General features: G+C 62.4%; 20 protein-coding genes. 10 read left to right on the top strand and 10 right to left on the bottom strand.

The features are described 5' to 3' along the window. Window positions 1-236: 236 nt before the first annotated feature. From gshB to ACCD05_RS22175, 9 genes are all read right to left on the bottom strand, one after another. Window positions 237-1,184, bottom strand: a complete 948-nt coding sequence (gene gshB, locus ACCD05_RS22215; RefSeq protein WP_018899338.1) for a glutathione synthase — start codon at window positions 1,182-1,184, stop codon at window positions 237-239. Between the two features lie 133 nt (window positions 1,185-1,317). Then, complete coding sequence (locus tag ACCD05_RS22210; RefSeq protein WP_413395419.1) at window positions 1,318-1,806, bottom strand: cupin domain-containing protein; 489 nt, start codon at window positions 1,804-1,806, stop codon at window positions 1,318-1,320. A gap of 149 nt (window positions 1,807-1,955) precedes the next feature. Then, a complete protein-coding gene (locus tag ACCD05_RS22205; RefSeq protein WP_413395392.1) occupies window positions 1,956-3,059 on the bottom strand; it encodes a sn-glycerol-3-phosphate import ATP-binding protein UgpC in 1,104 nt (367 codons plus the stop codon). A gap of 2 nt (window positions 3,060-3,061) precedes the next feature. Beyond that, window positions 3,062-3,910: a sn-glycerol-3-phosphate ABC transporter permease UgpE gene (gene ugpE / locus ACCD05_RS22200; protein ID WP_018899335.1), complete on the bottom strand. Its 849-nt coding sequence runs from the start codon at window positions 3,908-3,910 to the stop codon at window positions 3,062-3,064. A 14-nt stretch (window positions 3,911-3,924) separates the two neighbouring features. Beyond that, window positions 3,925-4,809, bottom strand: coding sequence for a sn-glycerol-3-phosphate ABC transporter permease UgpA (ugpA, locus tag ACCD05_RS22195; protein WP_413395390.1), 885 nt, complete (start codon window positions 4,807-4,809; stop codon window positions 3,925-3,927). Window positions 4,810-4,875: 66 nt separating this feature from the next. After that, window positions 4,876-6,204 (bottom strand): sn-glycerol-3-phosphate ABC transporter substrate-binding protein UgpB, encoded by a 1,329-nt coding sequence (gene ugpB, locus ACCD05_RS22190; RefSeq protein ID WP_112981618.1) that lies wholly within the window; start codon window positions 6,202-6,204, stop codon window positions 4,876-4,878. Window positions 6,205-6,327: 123 nt separating this feature from the next. Then, window positions 6,328-6,711: a YraN family protein gene (locus tag ACCD05_RS22185; protein ID WP_413395388.1), complete on the bottom strand. Its 384-nt coding sequence runs from the start codon at window positions 6,709-6,711 to the stop codon at window positions 6,328-6,330. Further along, window positions 6,701-7,561 carry a 16S rRNA (cytidine(1402)-2'-O)-methyltransferase gene (rsmI, locus tag ACCD05_RS22180; protein WP_413395418.1) on the bottom strand — a complete coding sequence of 287 codons (861 nt, stop codon included), beginning with the start codon at window positions 7,559-7,561 and terminating at the stop codon, window positions 6,701-6,703. The genes ACCD05_RS22185 and rsmI overlap by 11 nt, the downstream gene beginning before the upstream one ends. Window positions 7,562-7,617: 56 nt before the next feature. After that, window positions 7,618-7,791: a hypothetical protein gene (locus ACCD05_RS22175; protein ID WP_162718243.1), complete on the bottom strand. Its 174-nt coding sequence runs from the start codon at window positions 7,789-7,791 to the stop codon at window positions 7,618-7,620. 99 nt (window positions 7,792-7,890) lie between these two features. Between ACCD05_RS22175 and dnaN the strand changes: the two genes are divergently transcribed. The 7 genes from dnaN (at window position 7,891) to ACCD05_RS22140 (ending at window position 12,869) form a co-directional block, all read left to right on the top strand. Continuing rightward, a complete protein-coding gene (gene dnaN / locus ACCD05_RS22170; protein WP_026283155.1) occupies window positions 7,891-9,009 on the top strand; it encodes a DNA polymerase III subunit beta in 1,119 nt (372 codons plus the stop codon). Between the two features lie 109 nt (window positions 9,010-9,118). After that, window positions 9,119-9,715, top strand: coding sequence for a phospholipid N-methyltransferase PmtA (pmtA, locus tag ACCD05_RS22165; RefSeq protein WP_018899329.1), 597 nt, complete (start codon window positions 9,119-9,121; stop codon window positions 9,713-9,715). A gap of 1 nt (window position 9,716) precedes the next feature. Next, the gene (locus ACCD05_RS22160) at window positions 9,717-10,304 is read left to right on the top strand and encodes a histidine phosphatase family protein (protein WP_413395385.1); all 588 of its coding nucleotides are present in this window, start codon (window positions 9,717-9,719) and stop codon (window positions 10,302-10,304) included. Window position 10,305: 1 nt separating this feature from the next. Next, entirely contained in the window at window positions 10,306-11,013 is a 708-nt protein-coding gene (pyrF, locus tag ACCD05_RS22155; protein ID WP_413395383.1) for an orotidine-5'-phosphate decarboxylase, read from the top strand. A gap of 44 nt (window positions 11,014-11,057) precedes the next feature. Next, on the top strand, window positions 11,058-11,345 hold the full coding sequence (locus ACCD05_RS22150) for a DUF1330 domain-containing protein (protein ID WP_112820396.1): 288 nt from the start codon (window positions 11,058-11,060) through the stop codon (window positions 11,343-11,345). A 109-nt stretch (window positions 11,346-11,454) separates the two neighbouring features. Continuing rightward, the gene (locus tag ACCD05_RS22145) at window positions 11,455-12,435 is read left to right on the top strand and encodes a complex I NDUFA9 subunit family protein (protein ID WP_413395380.1); all 981 of its coding nucleotides are present in this window, start codon (window positions 11,455-11,457) and stop codon (window positions 12,433-12,435) included. 284 nt (window positions 12,436-12,719) lie between these two features. Next, window positions 12,720-12,869: a hypothetical protein gene (locus ACCD05_RS22140; RefSeq protein ID WP_018899325.1), complete on the top strand. Its 150-nt coding sequence runs from the start codon at window positions 12,720-12,722 to the stop codon at window positions 12,867-12,869. Window positions 12,870-12,931: 62 nt separating this feature from the next. Here ACCD05_RS22140 and ACCD05_RS22135 read toward each other — a convergent pair whose 3' ends face one another. After that, window positions 12,932-13,729, bottom strand: a complete 798-nt coding sequence (locus ACCD05_RS22135) for an undecaprenyl-diphosphate phosphatase (protein WP_413395378.1) — start codon at window positions 13,727-13,729, stop codon at window positions 12,932-12,934. A gap of 283 nt (window positions 13,730-14,012) precedes the next feature. Here ACCD05_RS22135 and ACCD05_RS22130 point away from each other — a divergent pair, with 283 nt between their 5' ends. The 3 genes from ACCD05_RS22130 to ACCD05_RS22120 are packed head-to-tail and all read left to right on the top strand — an operon-like array spanning window position 14,013 to window position 16,749. Continuing rightward, window positions 14,013-14,705, top strand: coding sequence for a glutathione S-transferase family protein (locus ACCD05_RS22130; RefSeq protein WP_047506891.1), 693 nt, complete (start codon window positions 14,013-14,015; stop codon window positions 14,703-14,705). Window positions 14,706-14,716: 11 nt separating this feature from the next. After that, a complete protein-coding gene (queG, locus tag ACCD05_RS22125) occupies window positions 14,717-15,877 on the top strand; it encodes a tRNA epoxyqueuosine(34) reductase QueG (protein ID WP_413395375.1) in 1,161 nt (386 codons plus the stop codon). After that, on the top strand, window positions 15,877-16,749 hold the full coding sequence (locus ACCD05_RS22120; RefSeq protein ID WP_413395373.1) for an SDR family oxidoreductase: 873 nt from the start codon (window positions 15,877-15,879) through the stop codon (window positions 16,747-16,749). Before queG ends, ACCD05_RS22120 begins: the two co-directional genes overlap by 1 nt. Window positions 16,750-16,882 lie beyond the last annotated feature (133 nt).

The raw sequence follows: 16,882 nt of genomic DNA, 5'->3' as shown, positions 1-16,882 counted from the left end.
CTCGTCCCGAGGATCTAAGCACGTCTCCACGGATGCAAGGGTGCAGATGGGTCTCGCTTGCAGCCACCATGGTGCAAGCTATCCACTCACGTCGAGCAAGTTGGTTGCTTGGCAGATCCTCGGGACGAGCCCGAGGATGACGGTGGAGAGTGGGCGGCCGCGCTTACAGCAGGCGCCATCGCTGGCGGCGGATGAAGGGGGACGTCAGGCGTCGCCGCCCGTCCCCTCGCTCAGCCTTACGCGCGCTTGCGCTCGATCGCATCCCACAACAGGCTGGCGATGTCGGCGCCGCCGAATTTCTTGACTTCGCGGATGCCGGTGGGGGACGTGACGTTGATCTCGGTCATGTAGTCGCCGATGACGTCGATGCCGACGAGCAGGAAGCCGCGTTCGCGCAAGGCGGGGCCGATGCGGGCGCAGATTTCCTTTTCGCGTGCGGTGAGCTCGGTCGCCTCGGCGCGGCCGCCGACATGCATGTTGGAGCGGCTGTCGTGCTCGGCCGGGACGCGGTTGATGGCGCCGACGGGTTCGCCGTCGACGAGGATGATGCGCTTGTCGCCCTTGCGCACGTCAGGCAGATATTGCTGGGCGATGTAGGGCTCGCGGAAGAGCTGGCCGAACATCTCGAGCAGCGAGGAGAGGTTGCGGTCGTCCTTGGTCGAATGGAAGACGCCGGCGCCGCCATTGCCGTAGAGCGGCTTCAGGATGATGTCGCCCATCTCGTCGCGGAAGCGGCGGATTTCGGCGGGATCCTTGGTGATCAGCGTCCGCGGCATCAGGTCGGAGAATTCGGTGACGAAGATCTTCTCCGGCGAATTGCGCACCCAGGCCGGATCGTTGACGACGAGCGTCTTCGGGTGGATGCGCTCCAAGAGATGCGTCGAGGTGATGTAGGACATGTCGAAGGGCGGGTCCTGGCGGAGCAGGATCACATCCATGGTCGACAGGTCGACGCGCTCGGGCGCGCCTAGATCGAAATGGTCGCCCTTGATGTCGCGCAGCGTCATCGGCTCGACGGAAGCGTAGAGCTTGCCGTCGAGGAAGCTCAGGCGGTCGGGCGTATAGTGAAAGAGCTTGTAGCCGCGGGTCTGCGCCTCGAGGCTCATGGCGAAGGTGGAGTCGCCCGCGATATTGATGGAGGCGACATGGTCCATCTGGACCGCTACGTTCTTGATCTTGGCCATTTCTGTCCCTTAGCGATTGCCGGACAGATGTAGGCCGCAGAGGGCGCGAACGCAACGGTCAATGGACGGCTTTTGTGCGGTGCGCCGGCGCAATTGGCCGGCGTTCCCTTCAGGTTTCAATTCAAGCCGTGTTTCAGGCCGCAATGCCCTGCTGGCCGTTGCCGCGCAGCAGGTTGCGCAGGCGATAGGCGAGCGCCACCGGCTTTGGGAAGGGCTTGCGCAGGAAGGCGACCTTGCGGACGTAATTGTCGACGCGCCAGTTGGCCCAGGTGCCGCCGGCGAAGAAGGCGACGTCGCCAGCGCGAAGCACGCGCTCGGTGCCGTCGTCGGCGGTGATGTGAACCTCGCCCTCGAGGATCATCACCGTTTCGTCCCAGCCGAAGAACCAGCGGAACTCGCCGGCCGTGCAGTCCCAGATCGCCGTCAGCGCGGCGTCGTCGTGGCCGCGCGAGTGCTCTCCGGTGCGCGCCTGCGGATCGCCGGCGACAATCCAGTCGGGATTGATCGGCGTCGATTTCATGGCGATGAGATCGCTGGAATGCGCGACGAAGGACTTGCCGCGCGGAAATGCCACGATATCGGGCATGGAGCGGGCGGCCAAGGCCATCGCGCTCGCGAACATAAGATGCAGTGATGCCACCAGAACCCCCTGAGTACACTATCCCCTAGAGTGGGAGATATCAGGGAGTCCTGACGGAGCCGTTCAGACATTCGCTAAAGTTGTAACGAGTGCCGCGATATTGCAACGCCCGCCTAACGCGGGCGCTAGCTTCAAGCGGGCTGGGCAGCCATGGCGCGCGTGGATGCACCATCAGTGTCGGCGGCGGCAATGCGCTTGCCTGTGTCGGCCGCGAAGAAGTGCAGCTTTTCGGGCGCGATGGTGAGGCGCAGTTCGGCGGGAATGTCGATATCGGGCGCCAGCACCGCGGTAATCGGCTGATCGCCGAGCAGGCCGTGGACCAGCCGCTGGGCGCCGAGTTCCTCGACATATTCGACACTGACTGGCATGGCGTGCTGGTCGGGAGCGGCAAGGCACAAGTCCTCGGCGCGGATGCCGACGGTGACGGCGCCCGAGGTCGGAGCGCAGCCGGAAAGGTCGATCAGGCTGGGCCCGAGCGCCAGCTTGTCGCCGTGCAGCTCGCCCTTCAGGAGGTTCATGGCCGGCGAGCCGATGAAGGAGGCGACGAAAGTGGAGGCCGGGCGGTGGTAGACGTCGAGCGGCGAACCGACCTGCTCGATCTTGCCGCCGTTCAGAACGACGAGGCGGTCGGCCAGCGTCATCGCTTCCAGCTGGTCGTGGGTGACGTAGATTGAGGTGGTGCCGAGGCGGCGCTGCAGGCGCTTGATCTCGCCGCGCATGGAAACACGCAGCTTGGCATCCAGGTTGGACAGCGGCTCGTCGAAGAGGAAGACGGCCGGCTTGCGGACGATGGCGCGGCCCATGGCGACGCGCTGGCGCTGGCCGCCGGAGAGCGCCTTCGGCTTGCGCTCGAGATACTGGTTGATCTCCAGCATGCGGGCGGCCTCGGCCACGCGCGCATCGATCTCGGCCTTCGGCGTCTTGCGGTTCTTCAGGCCGTATTCCAGATTCTGGCGCACGCTCATATGCGGATAGAGCGCGTAGTTCTGGAAGACCATGGCGATGTCGCGATCGGCGGGCTCGACATTATTGACGACGCGCGCGCCGATCTTCACCTCGCCTTCGGAGATGGTCTCAAGGCCGGCGATCATGCGCAGCAGAGTGGACTTGCCGCAGCCGGAGGGACCGACGAGCACGATGAACTCGCCATCGGCAATCTTGAGTTCGATGCCGGAAACGGCGCGAACGCCGCCGTGGTAGATCTTGCCGACATTATCGACGTCGATGGAGGCCATTGTTACTTCTCCGTCTCAACCAGGCCTTTGACGAAAAGGCGCTGCATGAAAATGATGACCAGAACCGGCGGCAGGGCCGCGAGGATGACGCCTGCCATCACAAGGTTCCATTGGGTGTCGCCATCCAGCACCGCGGCCAGGCGCTTGATGCCCATGACGACGGTGTAGTAGCCGGGTTCGGTGGTGATCAGCATCGGCCAGAGATACTGGTTCCAGCCGTAGATGAACATGATGATGAAAAGTGCCGCGATATTGGTGCGCGACAGCGGCAGCAGGATATCCCAGAAGAACTTCATCGGGCCGGCGCCATCGACACGCGCCGCTTCCATCATCTCTTCAGGAACCGTCAGGAAGAACTGCCGGAACAGGAAGGTGGCGGTGGCCGACGCGATGACGGGAATGACGAGGCCGGAATAGGAGTTCAACATGCCGAGATCGGCGACGACCTTGTAGGTCGGCAGGATGCGCACCTCGATGGGGAGCATCAGCGTCATGAAGATGATCCAGAATGCGACCGTGCGGAAGGGAAAGCGGAAATAGACGATGGCGAAGGCCGAGATGATCGAAATCGCGATCTTGCCGATCGCCACCAGGATAGCCATGGCCAGGCTGTTGCCGAGCATCAACAGGAATGGCGGTGCGCCGGCGTTGGATGCGCCGGTGCCGAGCAGCACGCCGTAGTTCTCGAGCATCTGGTGGCCCGGCGTCATCGGCACGACGCCGGTCAAGAAGTCCGAGGGACCGCGCGTCGAGGCGATGAAGGCGAGATAGACGGGGAACACCACCATGCCGATGCCGATGATCAGCACGAAGTGGGTGAGGAAATTGAGGAAGGGGCGGTTCTCGACCATGGCTGGCTCTCGCTTCAATACTGCACTTTGCGCTCGATCCAGCGGAACTGGACGACGGTCAGGACGACCACGATCAGCATCAGCACGACCGACTGCGCGGCCGACGGGCCGAGATTGAGACCGACGAAACCATCGGCATAGACTTTGTAGACAAGGATGTTGGTCGATTGCGACGGACCGCCCGAGGTGGCCGCGTCGATGATCGGGAAGGTGTCGAACATTGCATAGGTGATGTTGATGACAGCCAGGAAGAAGGTGGTCGGCGACAGCAGCGGAAAGACCACGGTCCAGAAGCGTTTGATGGGACCGGCGCCATCGATCGCGGCAGCCTCGGTCAGCGAATGCGGGACCGACTGCAGGCCGGCGACGAAGAACAGGAAATTGTAGGAGATCTGCTTCCAGGCGGCTGCGATGATGATCAGGATCATCGCGTTGTTCGGATTCAGGCGGTGGTTCCAGCTGTAGCCGAAAAGTTCCAGCACATAGGGAATGATGCCGACGCTGGGGTTGAACATGAACCACCAGAGCAGGCCGGATGCGGCCGGCGCCACGGCATAGGGCCAGACCAGAAGCGTCGTATAGAAGCGCTGCGAGCGGATCACGCGGTTGACGCAGATCGCGAAGAGCAGCGACAGCCCCATCGACAGCACGGTGACACCGATCGAGAAGACGAAGGTGACGGTCAGCGAATTCAGATAATCCGGATCTTGCAGCAAGCGCGTGTAGTTCGCCAAACCGACGAAGGTGTCCTTCAGACCGAAGGGATCCTGGCGCAGGAAGGACTGCCATCCGGCCTGAACCGCCGGCCACACGAAGAAGACGATCGTGATGAGCAGCTGCGGTGCGATCAGGAGATAAGGCAGGAGACGGCTTTGGAAGACGGTGCGTTTGGTTTGCATGCATGACCCCTCAAGGAAAATGCCCTCCCCGGACGGGCCGGAGAGGGCTGACGGAGGGAGCGACCCTTAGTTGGAATTCGCAGCTTCGAATTCGCGCAGCTTGGCATTGCCCTGCTTTGCGGCTTCGTCGAGCGCTTCCTGACCGGTCTTCTTGCCGTTGAGAACGGCTTCGAACTGCTGGTCGATGACGTCGCGAATCTGCGTCAGGTTGCCGAAGCGAACACCCTTGGAGTTTTCGGAAGGCGTGCCGCGCATGATCTGCTTGATGGCGATGTCAGAACCGGCGTTCTTTTCGTAGTAGCCCTGCTTCTGACCAAGCTCGTAAGCAGCGTTGGTGATCGGCAGGTAGCCGGTGAACTGGTGCCAATCGGCCTGGACTTCAGGCTGCGACAAGTAGGTGAAGAACTTGGCGGCGCCCTTGTAGACAGCCTTGTCCTTCTGACCGTTCAGAACCCACAGCGTTGCGCCGCCGATGATCGAGTTCTTCGGATCCTGCGTGACCGTGTCGTCGTAAGGCATCGGCGCGAAGCCGACCTTGAAGTCCTTGGCGTTGTTGATGACGCCGGCGCGCGAAGCGGACGAGTTCATGTAGGCTGCGCACTGCTGCGAATAGAAGAGCGGAGCAGCGTCGGCACCGGCGCTCGGGCCACCGTACTTGTAGACGCCTTCATCCTGCCAGGTCTTCAGGTGATCCCAGAACTTGGCCTGGTTCGGACCGTTGAAGGTGAACTCGGCGTTCATGCCGCCGAAGCCGTTCTGCTGGGTGCCGTAAGGCAGGTTCTGGATGGCGGAGTAGTTTTCCAGGCCAACCCAGGTCGCGCCATAGGACATGGTGAAGCCGCACTTGGCAGCGCCGGAGGAGACGATCTTCTTGCCCATTTCGGCAAGCTCGGCCCAGGTCTTCGGGGCGACTTCAGGATCGAGGCCGGCCTTCTTGAAGACGTCCTTGTTGTAGTAGAGGATCGGGGTGGACGAGTTGAACGGCATCGACAGGATGTTGCCCTCAGCGTCGGAATAGTAGCCGACGACAGGCGCCAGGAACTTCGACGGATCCCAAGGCTCACCCTCGTCCTTCATCAGCTGGTAAACCGGGTAGACGGCGCCCTTGGCGGCCATCATCGTGCCGGTACCGACTTCGAAAACCTGAACGATGGCGGGCTGCTGGCCGGCGCGGAAAGCGGCGATGGCGGCCGTCAGCGTCTCGGGATAGGTGCCCTTGTAAACAGGAACGATCTTGTATTCGCTCTGGCTGTCGTTGAACTTCTGGGCAACTTCCTCGAGCTTCTTGCCAAGCTCGCCACCCATGGCGTGCCACCAGGTCACTTCGGTTGCAGCGAAGGACGCGGAAGCGGACAAAGCAACCGCAGCAGCGGCCAATGAAATCGACTTAAACATGAAAAACCCTCTCCACCGTTGTTGGCGTGAGGACGCAATAGAGGCCTATTGTGACACCTCCTTAACGCTTTCATGACAGGCCGATTACAAATTCCGAAAATGTTAACCGACTAACGAAAGCAATCAGAACGCATCGCGCAAATGGACGGGCCATCGCCCGGGCAAGATCGCGACGATGTCGTAGCGTTGAGACAGGCGGGCCTGGTCGCGCTGGCGGGCGAGCCAGAGATCGCTGGCGCCACGGATGCGGGTTTGCGCGAGATGCGAGACCGCATCGACCGCCGCGCCCTCGTCCCGACGCGCCTTCACCTCGACGAAGACGGCCAGATCGCCCTTGCGGGCAATGATGTCGATCTCGCCAAGCCGCGTGCGATAGCGCAGCGCGACGATGCGGTAGCCCTTGAGAATGAGATAGAAAGCGGCGATGTATTCGGAGACATGGCCCCGACGCAGTGCCTTGCGGCGAAGACCCTTTTGATGCGGGTCCGTGGCGTCGTTACCTGGCATCGCCCGCCTTTCGGTCGAGAAGGCGCTGGTAGAGCTCCTTGCGGGGGAGACCGGTGATGCGGGCGGCCTCGGCGGCCGCCTTGGCGGTCGGAAGCGTTTGCGAGAGATCGGCGAGGATGGCGTCGATATCCGTCTCCTCGATGGCGCGCTCCGGCGCCGGACCGATCACCAGGACGATCTCGCCTTTGACATTGTCGACATCAGCATAATGAGCGGCGAGTTCGGCGAGCGTGCCCCGGCGGAACTCCTCGTAGCTCTTGGTGAGCTCGCGGCAGACGGAAGCCGGGCGATCGCCGCCGAGAACGTCGGCGGCGGCAATGAGCGTGGCTCCGATGCGGTGCGGGGATTCGAAGAACATCAGCGTTGCCGGCGTGGCGGCGAATTCGGACAGGCAGTCGCGGCGGGCCTTGTCCTTGGTCGGCAGGAAACCGGCGAACAGGAAAGCATCGTTCGGAAGGCCGGAACCGACAAGGGCCGCCAGCGGCGCCGAGGCGCCTGGGATCGGGATCACCCGATAGCCGGCTTCGATCGCCGATTGCGCGAGGCGGTAGCCGGGGTCGGAGACCAGCGGCGTGCCGGCATCGGAAACGAGCGCCACGGACTTGCCCGCTTCAAGCGCTGCAAGCAGCCGGGGGCCGGCTTCGTCGGCATTGTGCTCATGATAGGCGTAGGGGCGGTTCTGGATGCCGTAGCGATCGAGCAGCACGCGGGTGACGCGGGTGTCCTCGCAGGCAAGCACATCGGCGCCGGCCAGCGTTTCCAGCGCGCGCAGCGTTATGTCGCCGAGATTGCCGATCGGCGTCGCGACGAGATAAAGGCCGGGCTCCTGCGGGCGGGCGGGAACGGCCATGTTGTGCAGGCGGAAGCTGCGCTGCCTGCCGCCCTCTGTCGTCGCGTCGTCATTGCTCAAGATATGTCTGCCCTTTCTGGCTTCCGGCCTTTATGGGCGACACCTTTCTCTTCGGCAAGGGGCAGGACTTCGCCGGTAACGGTGATTTCTGTGAGCATCCGCAGCGAAAATGGCAATTGCTGGGGCAGCGACCTTTGCGCCTCTTGCATTCGTCCGCAAAATTCTGCCATTTTGCGCGTCCAATCCTCCGATCCCAGCTTTTGGGAAAGGCATTATTCAGGCGCGTTCAAGCGCGCCCGGGCAGTAACGGTCGAAAGCGGTAGCATCCCATGCGTATTACTATTGAGCGGTCCAACCTTTTGAAGTCGCTGAACCACGTTCACCGCGTGGTTGAACGCCGCAACACGATCCCGATCCTGTCGAACATCCTGCTGCGCGCCGATGGCCAGAACCTCGACATGAAGGCGACCGACCTCGATCTGGAAGTGACGGAAGCGACGCCCGCCAACGTCGAGCAGCCCGGCGCCACCACGGTTCCCGCCCATCTTCTCTACGACATCGTGCGCAAGCTTTCCGACGGCTCGGAAGTGCTGCTCGCCACCAGCCAGGATGGCGGCTCGATGACGGTTCAGTCCGGCCGTTCGAAGTTCTCGCTGCAGTGCCTGCCGGAATCCGACTTCCCCGACCTCACGGCCGGCACCTTCACGCACACCTTCAAGCTGAAGGCGACGGATTTGAAGATGTTGATCGATCGCACCCAGTTCGCGATCTCGACGGAAGAGACCCGCTACTATCTGAACGGTATCTTCTTCCACACGATCGAAAGCGAAGGCGACCTGAAGCTGCGCGCCGTCGCCACCGACGGTCACCGCCTGGCGCGCGCCGACGTCAACGCTCCCTCGGGCTCCGAGGGCATGCCTGGCATCATCATTCCGCGCAAGACGGTCGGCGAGCTGCAGAAGCTGGTCGACAATCCGGAAGCGATGGTCACCGTCGAAGTCTCCGACGCCAAGATCCGCCTTTCCATCGGCTCGATCGTCATGACCTCGAAGCTGATCGACGGCACCTTCCCCGACTACCAGCGCGTCATCCCGACCGGCAACGACAAGGAAATGCGCGTCGATTGCACGAGCTTCGCGCAGGCCGTCGACCGCGTCTCGACCATTTCTTCGGAACGTGGCCGCGCCGTGAAGCTGGCGCTTTCGGACGGACAGCTGCTGCTCACCGTCAACAACCCGGATTCGGGCAGCGCGACGGAAGAAGTGGCCGTCGGCTACGACACCGATGCCATGGAAATCGGCTTCAACGCCAAGTACCTGCTCGATATCACCGCGCAGCTCTCCGGCGATCAGGCGATCTTCCTTCTGGCCGATGCCGGTTCTCCGACGCTCATTCGCGACACCGCCGGCGACGATGCCCTTTACGTGCTGATGCCGATGCGCGTGTAGCGCGTCGCATTTGCCGTTCAAACTTTGTCAATTGCGACGCTTGGCCTTGTTTTAGCGCCGTATTGCCTGCACATAAGCATGCAGCATGTGCTGCACGAAGGAGAACGGCATGGGTGGCTTGCGCCTCAAGGAACGGCTGGGCAAGAAATTCGACGAGGAAATCCGGTTTTTCAAGGGGATGATGCAGGGGCCGAAGACAGTCGGCTCGATCGTGCCGACGTCGTCGATCACGGCGCGCAAGATGGCAAGCGTCATCAACCCGAACTCCGGTCTTCCGGTTCTCGAACTCGGGCCCGGCACCGGCGCCATCACCAAGGCCATCCTACAGCGTGGCGTGAAGCCTGAAAACCTTGTCGCAATCGAATATTCGACCGACTTCTACGAGCACCTGGTGCGGCTCTATCCCGGCGTGAACGTCATCAACGGCGACGCCTTCAATCTCGACAAGACGCTCGCCCACATGGATGGGCAGAAATTCGACAGCGTCGTTTCCGCCGTGCCGCTTTTGAACTTCCCGATGCAGGCGCGCATCGCCATGCTGGAAAGCGTGCTCGATCGTCTGCCGGCAGGCCGCCCCTTCGTGCAGATTTCCTACGGTCCGGTTTCGCCGATCATCGCGCGGCCCGAGCGCTACCATATCCAGCACTTCGACTTCATCGTCCGCAACATTCCGCCGGCGCAGCTCTGGATCTACCGCCGAGGCTGACGTGTTCGGTCTCTATATCACCCACCCGCAAGTGAAGATCGACGCCGCCGTCCCTGTCCCCAAATGGGGCTTGTCGGATGTCGGCGCCGCACGCGCGCGGCTGGCGGCGGATAATCCCTGGGCGTCGCAATTGCGACGTATCGTCAGTAGCGATGAGACCAAGGCGATCGAGACCGCCGCGATCCTGGCCGCGCCCTCCGGCGTCTCGGTCGAGATCGTCGAGGATATGCACGAGAATGACCGGTCGGCGACCGGTTTCCTGCCTCCCTCAGAATTCGAGAAGGCGGCGGACTGGTTCTTCGCCAATCCTCAGCAGAGCTTCAACGGATGGGAGCGGGCGATCGATGCGCAGCGCCGGATCGTATCCAACGTCGAGCGCATTCTCGCCACGCATGATAGCAGCCTGCCGATCGCATTCGTCGGCCATGGCGGCGTGGGCACGCTTTTGAAATGTCACCTTGAGGGCCGGCCGATCGGGCGCGACCGCGACCAGCCCGGTGGCGGCGGCAATCTCTATTGTTTCCGTCTTGCGGATCGGCGCCTATCATGCGACTGGACGCCTATCGAAGACTGGCAGGGATGGATTTGAGATGGACGCGCGCGAACGGTTGATCGTCGGACTGGATGTTCCAACACTCGGTGAAGCCGAGAAGATGGTCGCGACGCTCGGCGACACCGTCTCCTTCTACAAGATCGGCTACCAGCTGGTCTTCGCCGGCGGCCTGGAATTCGCCCGCGACCTTGCCAGCGACGGCAAGAAAGTCTTCCTCGACATGAAGCTGCTCGACATCGACAACACGGTCGCCTCGGGCGTCGAAAACATCGCGAAGATGGGCATGTCGATGCTGACGCTGCACGCCTATCCGAAGGCGATGCGCGCCGCTGTCGAGGCCGCCAAGGGCTCGGGGCTCTGCCTGCTCGGCGTCACCGTGCTGACCTCGATGGACGAGGCCGACCTCACCGAGGCCGGCTATAGCGGCGATCCGCGTTCGCTGGTGCTGCGCCGCGCCGAACAGGCGCGCGAAGCCGGCATGGGCGGTATCGTCTGCTCGGCCGAGGAATCTGCTGTCGTTCGCGAAGTCGTCGGCCCCGACATGGCGATCGTCACCCCCGGCATTCGCCCGAGCGGCAGCGACCGCGGCGACCAGAAGCGGGTGATGACGCCCTATGATGCACTGCGCGCCGGATCGACGCATCTCGTCGTCGGCCGCCCGATCGTCAAGGCGCCGGAACCTGAGCAGGCGGCCAAGGCCATTCTCGACGAGATGGTGCTTGCGCTCTGGCCGGCCAACCGCTGATCGCTATCTACGTTTCACATCATCGCTCTCGAGGAGGAGACACCATGGCCAAGGGATACTGGATCGCTCGCGTGGATGTACGCGATACCGAGCGCTACAAGGATTATGTCGCCGCCGCCAAGCCGGCCTTCGAGAAATACGGCGCCAATTTCCTCGCCCGCGGTGGTGCACTGACCGAGCTCGAGGGCAAGGCGCGGGCGCGCAATGTCGTCATCGAGTTCCCCTCGATGCAGCATGCGGTGGATTGCTACAACTCGCCGGAATACCAGATCGCCGCCAAGATCCGTCAGGAAGTGGCCGACGCCGAAATGGTTGTCGTCGAAGGCGTTTGAGGCAGATCAAAGTCGTGGCAAGCGTGGTGCGATAGGTCTTTTCGTCGCACCCTGATTGGGCTAAGACGAGATCACCCGCCAATCACATCAGCCTTCCGAGGAACCTGCCATGACCCTTGCCAACCTGCCGCCACTCGTCACCGTGTTCGGAGGCTCCGGCTTCGTTGGCAGGCACGTCGTACGCGCGCTGGCCAAGCGCGGCTACCGCATCCGGGTTGCCGTGCGCCGCCCCGATCTCGCCGGTTTCCTGCAGCCGCTCGGCAATGTCGGCCAGATCTCCTTCGTGCAGGCCAACCTGCGCTACCGCCAGTCTGTCGACCGCGCCGTCGAGGGTGCGTCCTACGTCGTCAACTGCGTCGGCATCCTGTTTGAAAGCGGCCGCAACTCGTTTGAGGCCGTCCAGGAATTCGGCGGTCGGGCCGTGGCCGAAGCCGCGCGCGGCGTCGGCGCCAAGCTGGTTCACATCTCGGCGATCGGCGCCAACGCCAACTCCGATTCGTCCTACGCCCGCACCAAGGGCCGCGCCGAAGCCGCGATCCACTCTGTCGCGCCCGATGCCATCATCTACCGTCCGTCGATCGTGTTCGGTCCGGAAGACGGCTTCTTCAACAAGTTCGCCGGCATGGCGCGCTCGGCGCCGTTTCTGCCGCTGATCGGTGGCGGCAAGACGAAGCTGCAGCCGGTCTATGTCATGGATGTTGCCGAGGCTGTGGCCAAGGCTGTCGAGGGCAAGGTTGCCGGCGGCAAGATCTATGAACTCGGCGGCCCGGAAGTGCTGACCTTCCGCCAGTGTCTCGAAGCGGTGCTGAAGTCGACGGCGCGCACGAACCCGCTTGTCTCGCTTCCCTTCGGCGTTGCCTCGCTGATCGGCAGCGTTGCCTCCATGATCCCGCTGATCGCCCCGCCGATCACCGCCGATCAGGTGAAGCTCCTGAAGAAGGACAACGTGGTTTCCAAGGAAGCGGAAGCCGAAGGACGGACGCTGAGGGACCTCGGCATTGCGCCGACGATGGTAAGCTCCGTCATCGACAGCTACCTCGTGCAGTTCCGCCCGCAGGGCCAATATACGAACAGCGGCAAGGCCGCCTGATCCACGCCGATTTTCTTAACGACAACGCCGCTCGCGGACCCCGCGGGCGGCGTTGCGCGTTTTGAGGCAGGGGTTAAAAAACAGGCTGAATCATCAGCTTTCGCGGGGTTGTGCACCGCCGGGCGTTGCATAAAAGTCGCATGAAAAGTTTAGCGGAATTAACAGGAAATTTAGCAGGAACATTTATTGCTATTTCCCATTCCTCTGACTACACACCCCGCGCGTCTGTGCTTGGACTCAGCGCCTCAAACAGGCGCGCTCAAACGACTTGAAAGGTTACTTCGATGGGTAGGTCAATTGCGCTGCTTTTTGCTTCCGCGGCGCTGGTGATTCTGGCTGGTTCTTTCGTGGCGCCCGGTTCGGTCGCTGCCGTGAAGGGCGAATGCTCGCCAGCCTACGGCGTCGATCCCTGCGAAACCGCAGCTCTCAGGTAAAAGAAAAACCGGCGCCCCAAGACGCCGGTTTCTTTTTTTGGTTGGGGAGCTTTGCTTCCCGATCAGGCGATCATACCGACCGATGCCATGCCGAGAAGGATGGCGCCGAGAATGATGCGGTAGATCGCGAAGGCCGTGAACTTGTTGCTCTGGATATAGGAGAGCAGCCATTTGACGGCGACGAAGGCAACGATCGTCGACACGACGAAAGCGATGCCGAGAGCGGTCCAGTCTTCATTGGCCGCGCCACCATCCTTGAACGTCTTCAGCAATTCATAGGCGCTTGCCGCATACATGGTCGGGATACCGACGAGGAAGGCGAATTCCGTGGCGGCCGCGCGGTTGCCGGTGCCAGCAAGCATGGCGACGAAGATCGTGGACGCCGAACGCGAGGTGCCCGGAAACACGCCGGCGACGACCTGCGCGATACCAACCAGGATGGCGACCAGCCAGGTGATCTCCTTGTGCGGCGGGCGACGGGCGGCGAGCCATTCGGCAACCATCATCCAGATACCGCCGATGATCAGCGCCCAGGCGATCGGGGTGGCAGTGCTCGGGAGCTCGAAGCCAAGCTTCTTGACGATCAGGCCGAGGACTGCGGTGATCAGGAAGGCAAGGATGAGCTTGAAGAGATAGGAGCGGTTTTCGGGATTCTGCCAGCCGAGCAGAAGCGTCATGATACGGCGCCAATAGATGATGGTGACGGCGAGGATGGCGCCGGCCTGAATGACGATGTTGAAAAGATCAGACCGGTGGCCGAGCCATTGCTCCGCAATGATGAGGTGGCCGGTGCTTGAAATCGGTAGAAACTCGGTAATGCCTTCGACTATGCCTAGGATTATCGCGTTTATGTAATCCATCAATTGTCTCCGTTTCGGGGTTCGGTCAGACGGGAATTGTGCTGTGCCGCTGGGGGAACGACACCAATTTTCACCAGACGAGGATGCGACGAGAACCTCTGATCGGTTGTCGGCGATTTTTGGGCGAGGTCGATTTCCTTCGTCAGGGTTTCGGGCGGCCCGACTCGCTTGTGTTGGAGGGGCCAAACTTCTATAGCTTCAACGAATGAGTCATGACTAGGGCGCTATAATCATCGCGTCCATGCGACGTGCACCCCCAGCCATCCAAAAAATCCGAGTCTCGATGCCCACGCTCTATCATCACCCCATGTCATCCGCATCACGCTTCGTCCGGTTGATCCTGACGGAGTATGGCTATCAGGCAGACCTGATCGAAGAGCAGACCTGGGAGAAGCGCAGGGATTTCCTGGCGCTCAACCCGGCCGGCACCCTGCCCGTCTATGTCGACGACAGCATGCGCGCGCTCTGTGGGTCCACCGTGATCTCCGAATATCTCGACGAAACGCACGGTGTGCTGAAGCGCGATCGCCGGCTCTTGGCCGAGGACCCCTTCCAGCGCGCCGAAATCCGGCGGCTGACAGAGTGGTTCATGGTCAAGATGGAAACCGACGTGACCCGGCCGCTCGCCCGCGAGCGCGTCTACAAGCTGCAGATGACGGCGGATCAGGGCGGTGGCGCACCGGATTCGAAGATCCTGCGCACGGCGCGCGCCAATATCCGCCAGCACATGAAGTATCTCACCTGGCTCTCCGGCTCGCGTCAGTGGCTGGCGGGCGACCGGATGAGCTATGCCGATCTGGCGGCCGCGTCTTCCGTCTCCATTCTCGACTATCTCGGCGAGATCGACTGGACGGAATCGCCGCTCGTCAAGGAGTGGTACCAGCGCATCAAATCGCGCCCGTCGTTCCGCCCGCTGCTCACCGAGCGCGTGCGCGGCCTGACCCCTGTTTCGCACTACGCCGATCTGGATTTCTGACGGGGCCTCTCATGCCCGAACGATCCGCACTGACCAAGGAAGACAAACGCCTGATGACATTGACCGCCTTCGTCAAGGCGGAAGCGCAGGCGCTCGGCTTCGACCTCTGTCGGATCACGCGGCCGGACAGCATTCCCGAAGCGAAGGACCGTCTCGGCCAGTTCATCGATGCCGGCAGGCACGGGACGATGGAGTGGATGGCCGAGACGCGCGAGCGGCGCGGCGATCCGCGCACGCTGTGGAGCGACGTGAAATCGGTCGTCGTCTTCGCGATGAATTACGGGCCCGAGAAAGACCCGCGCGGCATTCTTGAAAAACCGGACAAGGCGGCGATCTCGGTCTATGCGCGCAACCGCGATTATCACGACATCATCAAGGGCCGGCTGAAGGAGATCGCGACGCGGTTTGCCGCGCGCGCCGGCGAAGACGTGAAAGTGTTCGTCGATACCGCCCCCGTGATGGAAAAGCCGCTGGCGGCCGCGGCCGGGCTCGGCTGGCAGGGCAAGCACACCAATCTCGTCAGCCGCGCGCATGGCTCCTGGCTGTTTCTCGGCTCGATGTTCACGACGGCCGACCTCTTGATCGACGCGCCCGAGATCGATCATTGCGGCTCGTGCAGGGCCTGTCTCGACGCCTGTCCGACGGCGGCCTTCCCTGCGCCCTACCAGATCGACGCGCGGCGCTGCATTTCCTATCTGACGATCGAGCACAAGGGACCGATCGATCCCGCCATCCGGCCGCTGATCGGCAACCGTATCTATGGCTGCGACGACTGTCTCGCCGCCTGTCCGTGGAACAAGTTCGCCAGCGCTGCGTCCGAAATGAAGCTGAAGGCGCGCGAGGATCTGCAGGAGCCTGATATCGCCGCGCTGCTTGCGCTCGACGATCCCACCTTCCGCAGTTTCTTCAGCGGCTCCCCGGTCAAACGCATCGGCCGCGATCGCTTCGTGCGCAATGTGCTGATCGCGGCCGGCAATTCCGGCGACCGCCAATTCCTCGATGCCTGCCTTTCGCTTGCCGCCGATGCCTCGCCTGTCGTGCGCGCCATGGCGATATGGGCGCTGTCGCGGCTGATGGAGGCTGGCGAATTCCGGCGCTTTGCGGCACAAAGGCCTCAGGATGAGTCGGACAGCGATGTGCTGAACGAGTGGAGACTGGCGGGAGCGGCGTGATGCATCTTGTGATTTTCGGCTGTGGCTTCTCCGGTGCGGCCATCGCCAAGGCATTCATGGCCGAGGGTTTCCGTGTTTCCGGCACGACGCGCTCGGAAGAGAAAGCGGCGGCGCTGAGAGCCGAGGGCATCGAGGCGTTCGTGTTCGATGGCGAGACGCTCGACGCGACGCTTGTCGACGCCATGCGCTCGGCCACGCATCTGGTGCAATCGATCGCGCCGCGCGAGGCGGGCGATCCGCTGCTGAAGCTTGCGGGCGAGCGCATCGAGACGCTCATGCCTGAGCTCTCCTGGATCGGCTATCTATCGACGGTCGGTGTCTATGGCGACCACAAGGGCGAATGGGTGAGCGAGGAGACGCCGTGCGTTCCGGTCTCAGGCCGTTCCAAGGAGCGGCTGGAGGCGGAGGCGGCGTGGATTGCAATCGGCGAACGGATCGGTATTCCTGCAGCCGTTCTGCGCCTGTCCGGCATCTACGGCCCGGGCCGCAATGCCTTCGTCAATCTGGCGCGCGGCACGGCGCGGCGGCTGATCAAGAAGGATCAGGTGTTCAACCGCATCCGCGTCGAGGATATCGGCACCAGCGCGTGGTTTCTTGCCGAGCATAAACTTGGCGGCATCTATAATGTGACCGACGACCGCCCCGGCCCGCCGCAGGATGTCATCGTCGAGGCGGCCCGCCTCATGGGCGTCGAACCGCCGCCGGAACAGGCCTTCGAAACCGCCGAGCTGACGCCGATGGCACGCTCCTTCTATGGCGAGAACAAGCGCGTTTCGAACGCCAAGCTGAAGGCCGCCGGCTTCACCTTCGCCTTCCCCACCTACCCGCAATCACTCGCGCAGTTGTTGCAAAACGAGCGCTGGCGCGGCTGACTTAAACGCCGCTGATATCGCCATATCGCACCAGATGAATTGGTAGGAAATTCCTACTCCAGGCATATTTCGTTAAAATTTGGCGCAAAATTTGGGCGGAAGCCTTGGAAATTGCCCAAATGGGGCGGGAATT

It is taken from the genome of Rhizobium sp. Rhizsp42 (genome assembly GCF_047304155.1).
Taxonomy (GTDB): domain Bacteria; phylum Pseudomonadota; class Alphaproteobacteria; order Rhizobiales; family Rhizobiaceae; genus Rhizobium.
This window is presented reverse-complemented; position numbering and strand designations above follow the sequence as displayed.

Bases quoted from the DNA above. Each gene is read 5' to 3' on its own strand.
- ugpB (WP_112981618.1), bottom strand. From the start codon at position 6,204: ATGTTTAAGTCGATTTCATTGGCCGCTGCTGCGGTTGCTTTGTCCGCT.
- dnaN (WP_026283155.1), top strand. From the start codon at position 7,891: ATGCGTATTACTATTGAGCGGTCCAACCTTTTGAAGTCGCTGAACCAC.
- ACCD05_RS22140 (WP_018899325.1), top strand. From the start codon at position 12,720: ATGGGTAGGTCAATTGCGCTGCTTTTTGCTTCCGCGGCGCTGGTGATT.
- rsmI (WP_413395418.1), bottom strand. From the start codon at position 7,561: ATGGCCGTTCCCGCCCGCCCGCAGGAGCCCGGCCTTTATCTCGTCGCG.
- ACCD05_RS22210 (WP_413395419.1), bottom strand. From the start codon at position 1,806: ATGTTCGCGAGCGCGATGGCCTTGGCCGCCCGCTCCATGCCCGATATC.
- ACCD05_RS22185 (WP_413395388.1), bottom strand. From the start codon at position 6,711: ATGCCAGGTAACGACGCCACGGACCCGCATCAAAAGGGTCTTCGCCGC.
- ugpE (WP_018899335.1), bottom strand. From the start codon at position 3,910: ATGGTCGAGAACCGCCCCTTCCTCAATTTCCTCACCCACTTCGTGCTG.
- pmtA (WP_018899329.1), top strand. From the start codon at position 9,119: ATGGGTGGCTTGCGCCTCAAGGAACGGCTGGGCAAGAAATTCGACGAG.
- gshB (WP_018899338.1), bottom strand. From the start codon at position 1,184: ATGGCCAAGATCAAGAACGTAGCGGTCCAGATGGACCATGTCGCCTCC.
- ACCD05_RS22150 (WP_112820396.1), top strand. From the start codon at position 11,058: ATGGCCAAGGGATACTGGATCGCTCGCGTGGATGTACGCGATACCGAG.
- ACCD05_RS22130 (WP_047506891.1), top strand. From the start codon at position 14,013: ATGCCCACGCTCTATCATCACCCCATGTCATCCGCATCACGCTTCGTC.
- ACCD05_RS22120 (WP_413395373.1), top strand. From the start codon at position 15,877: ATGCATCTTGTGATTTTCGGCTGTGGCTTCTCCGGTGCGGCCATCGCC.
- queG (WP_413395375.1), top strand. From the start codon at position 14,717: ATGCCCGAACGATCCGCACTGACCAAGGAAGACAAACGCCTGATGACA.
- ACCD05_RS22175 (WP_162718243.1), bottom strand. From the start codon at position 7,791: ATGGCAGAATTTTGCGGACGAATGCAAGAGGCGCAAAGGTCGCTGCCC.
- ACCD05_RS22205 (WP_413395392.1), bottom strand. From the start codon at position 3,059: ATGGCCTCCATCGACGTCGATAATGTCGGCAAGATCTACCACGGCGGC.
- ugpA (WP_413395390.1), bottom strand. From the start codon at position 4,809: ATGCAAACCAAACGCACCGTCTTCCAAAGCCGTCTCCTGCCTTATCTC.
- pyrF (WP_413395383.1), top strand. From the start codon at position 10,306: ATGGACGCGCGCGAACGGTTGATCGTCGGACTGGATGTTCCAACACTC.
- ACCD05_RS22135 (WP_413395378.1), bottom strand. From the start codon at position 13,729: ATGGATTACATAAACGCGATAATCCTAGGCATAGTCGAAGGCATTACC.
- ACCD05_RS22145 (WP_413395380.1), top strand. From the start codon at position 11,455: ATGACCCTTGCCAACCTGCCGCCACTCGTCACCGTGTTCGGAGGCTCC.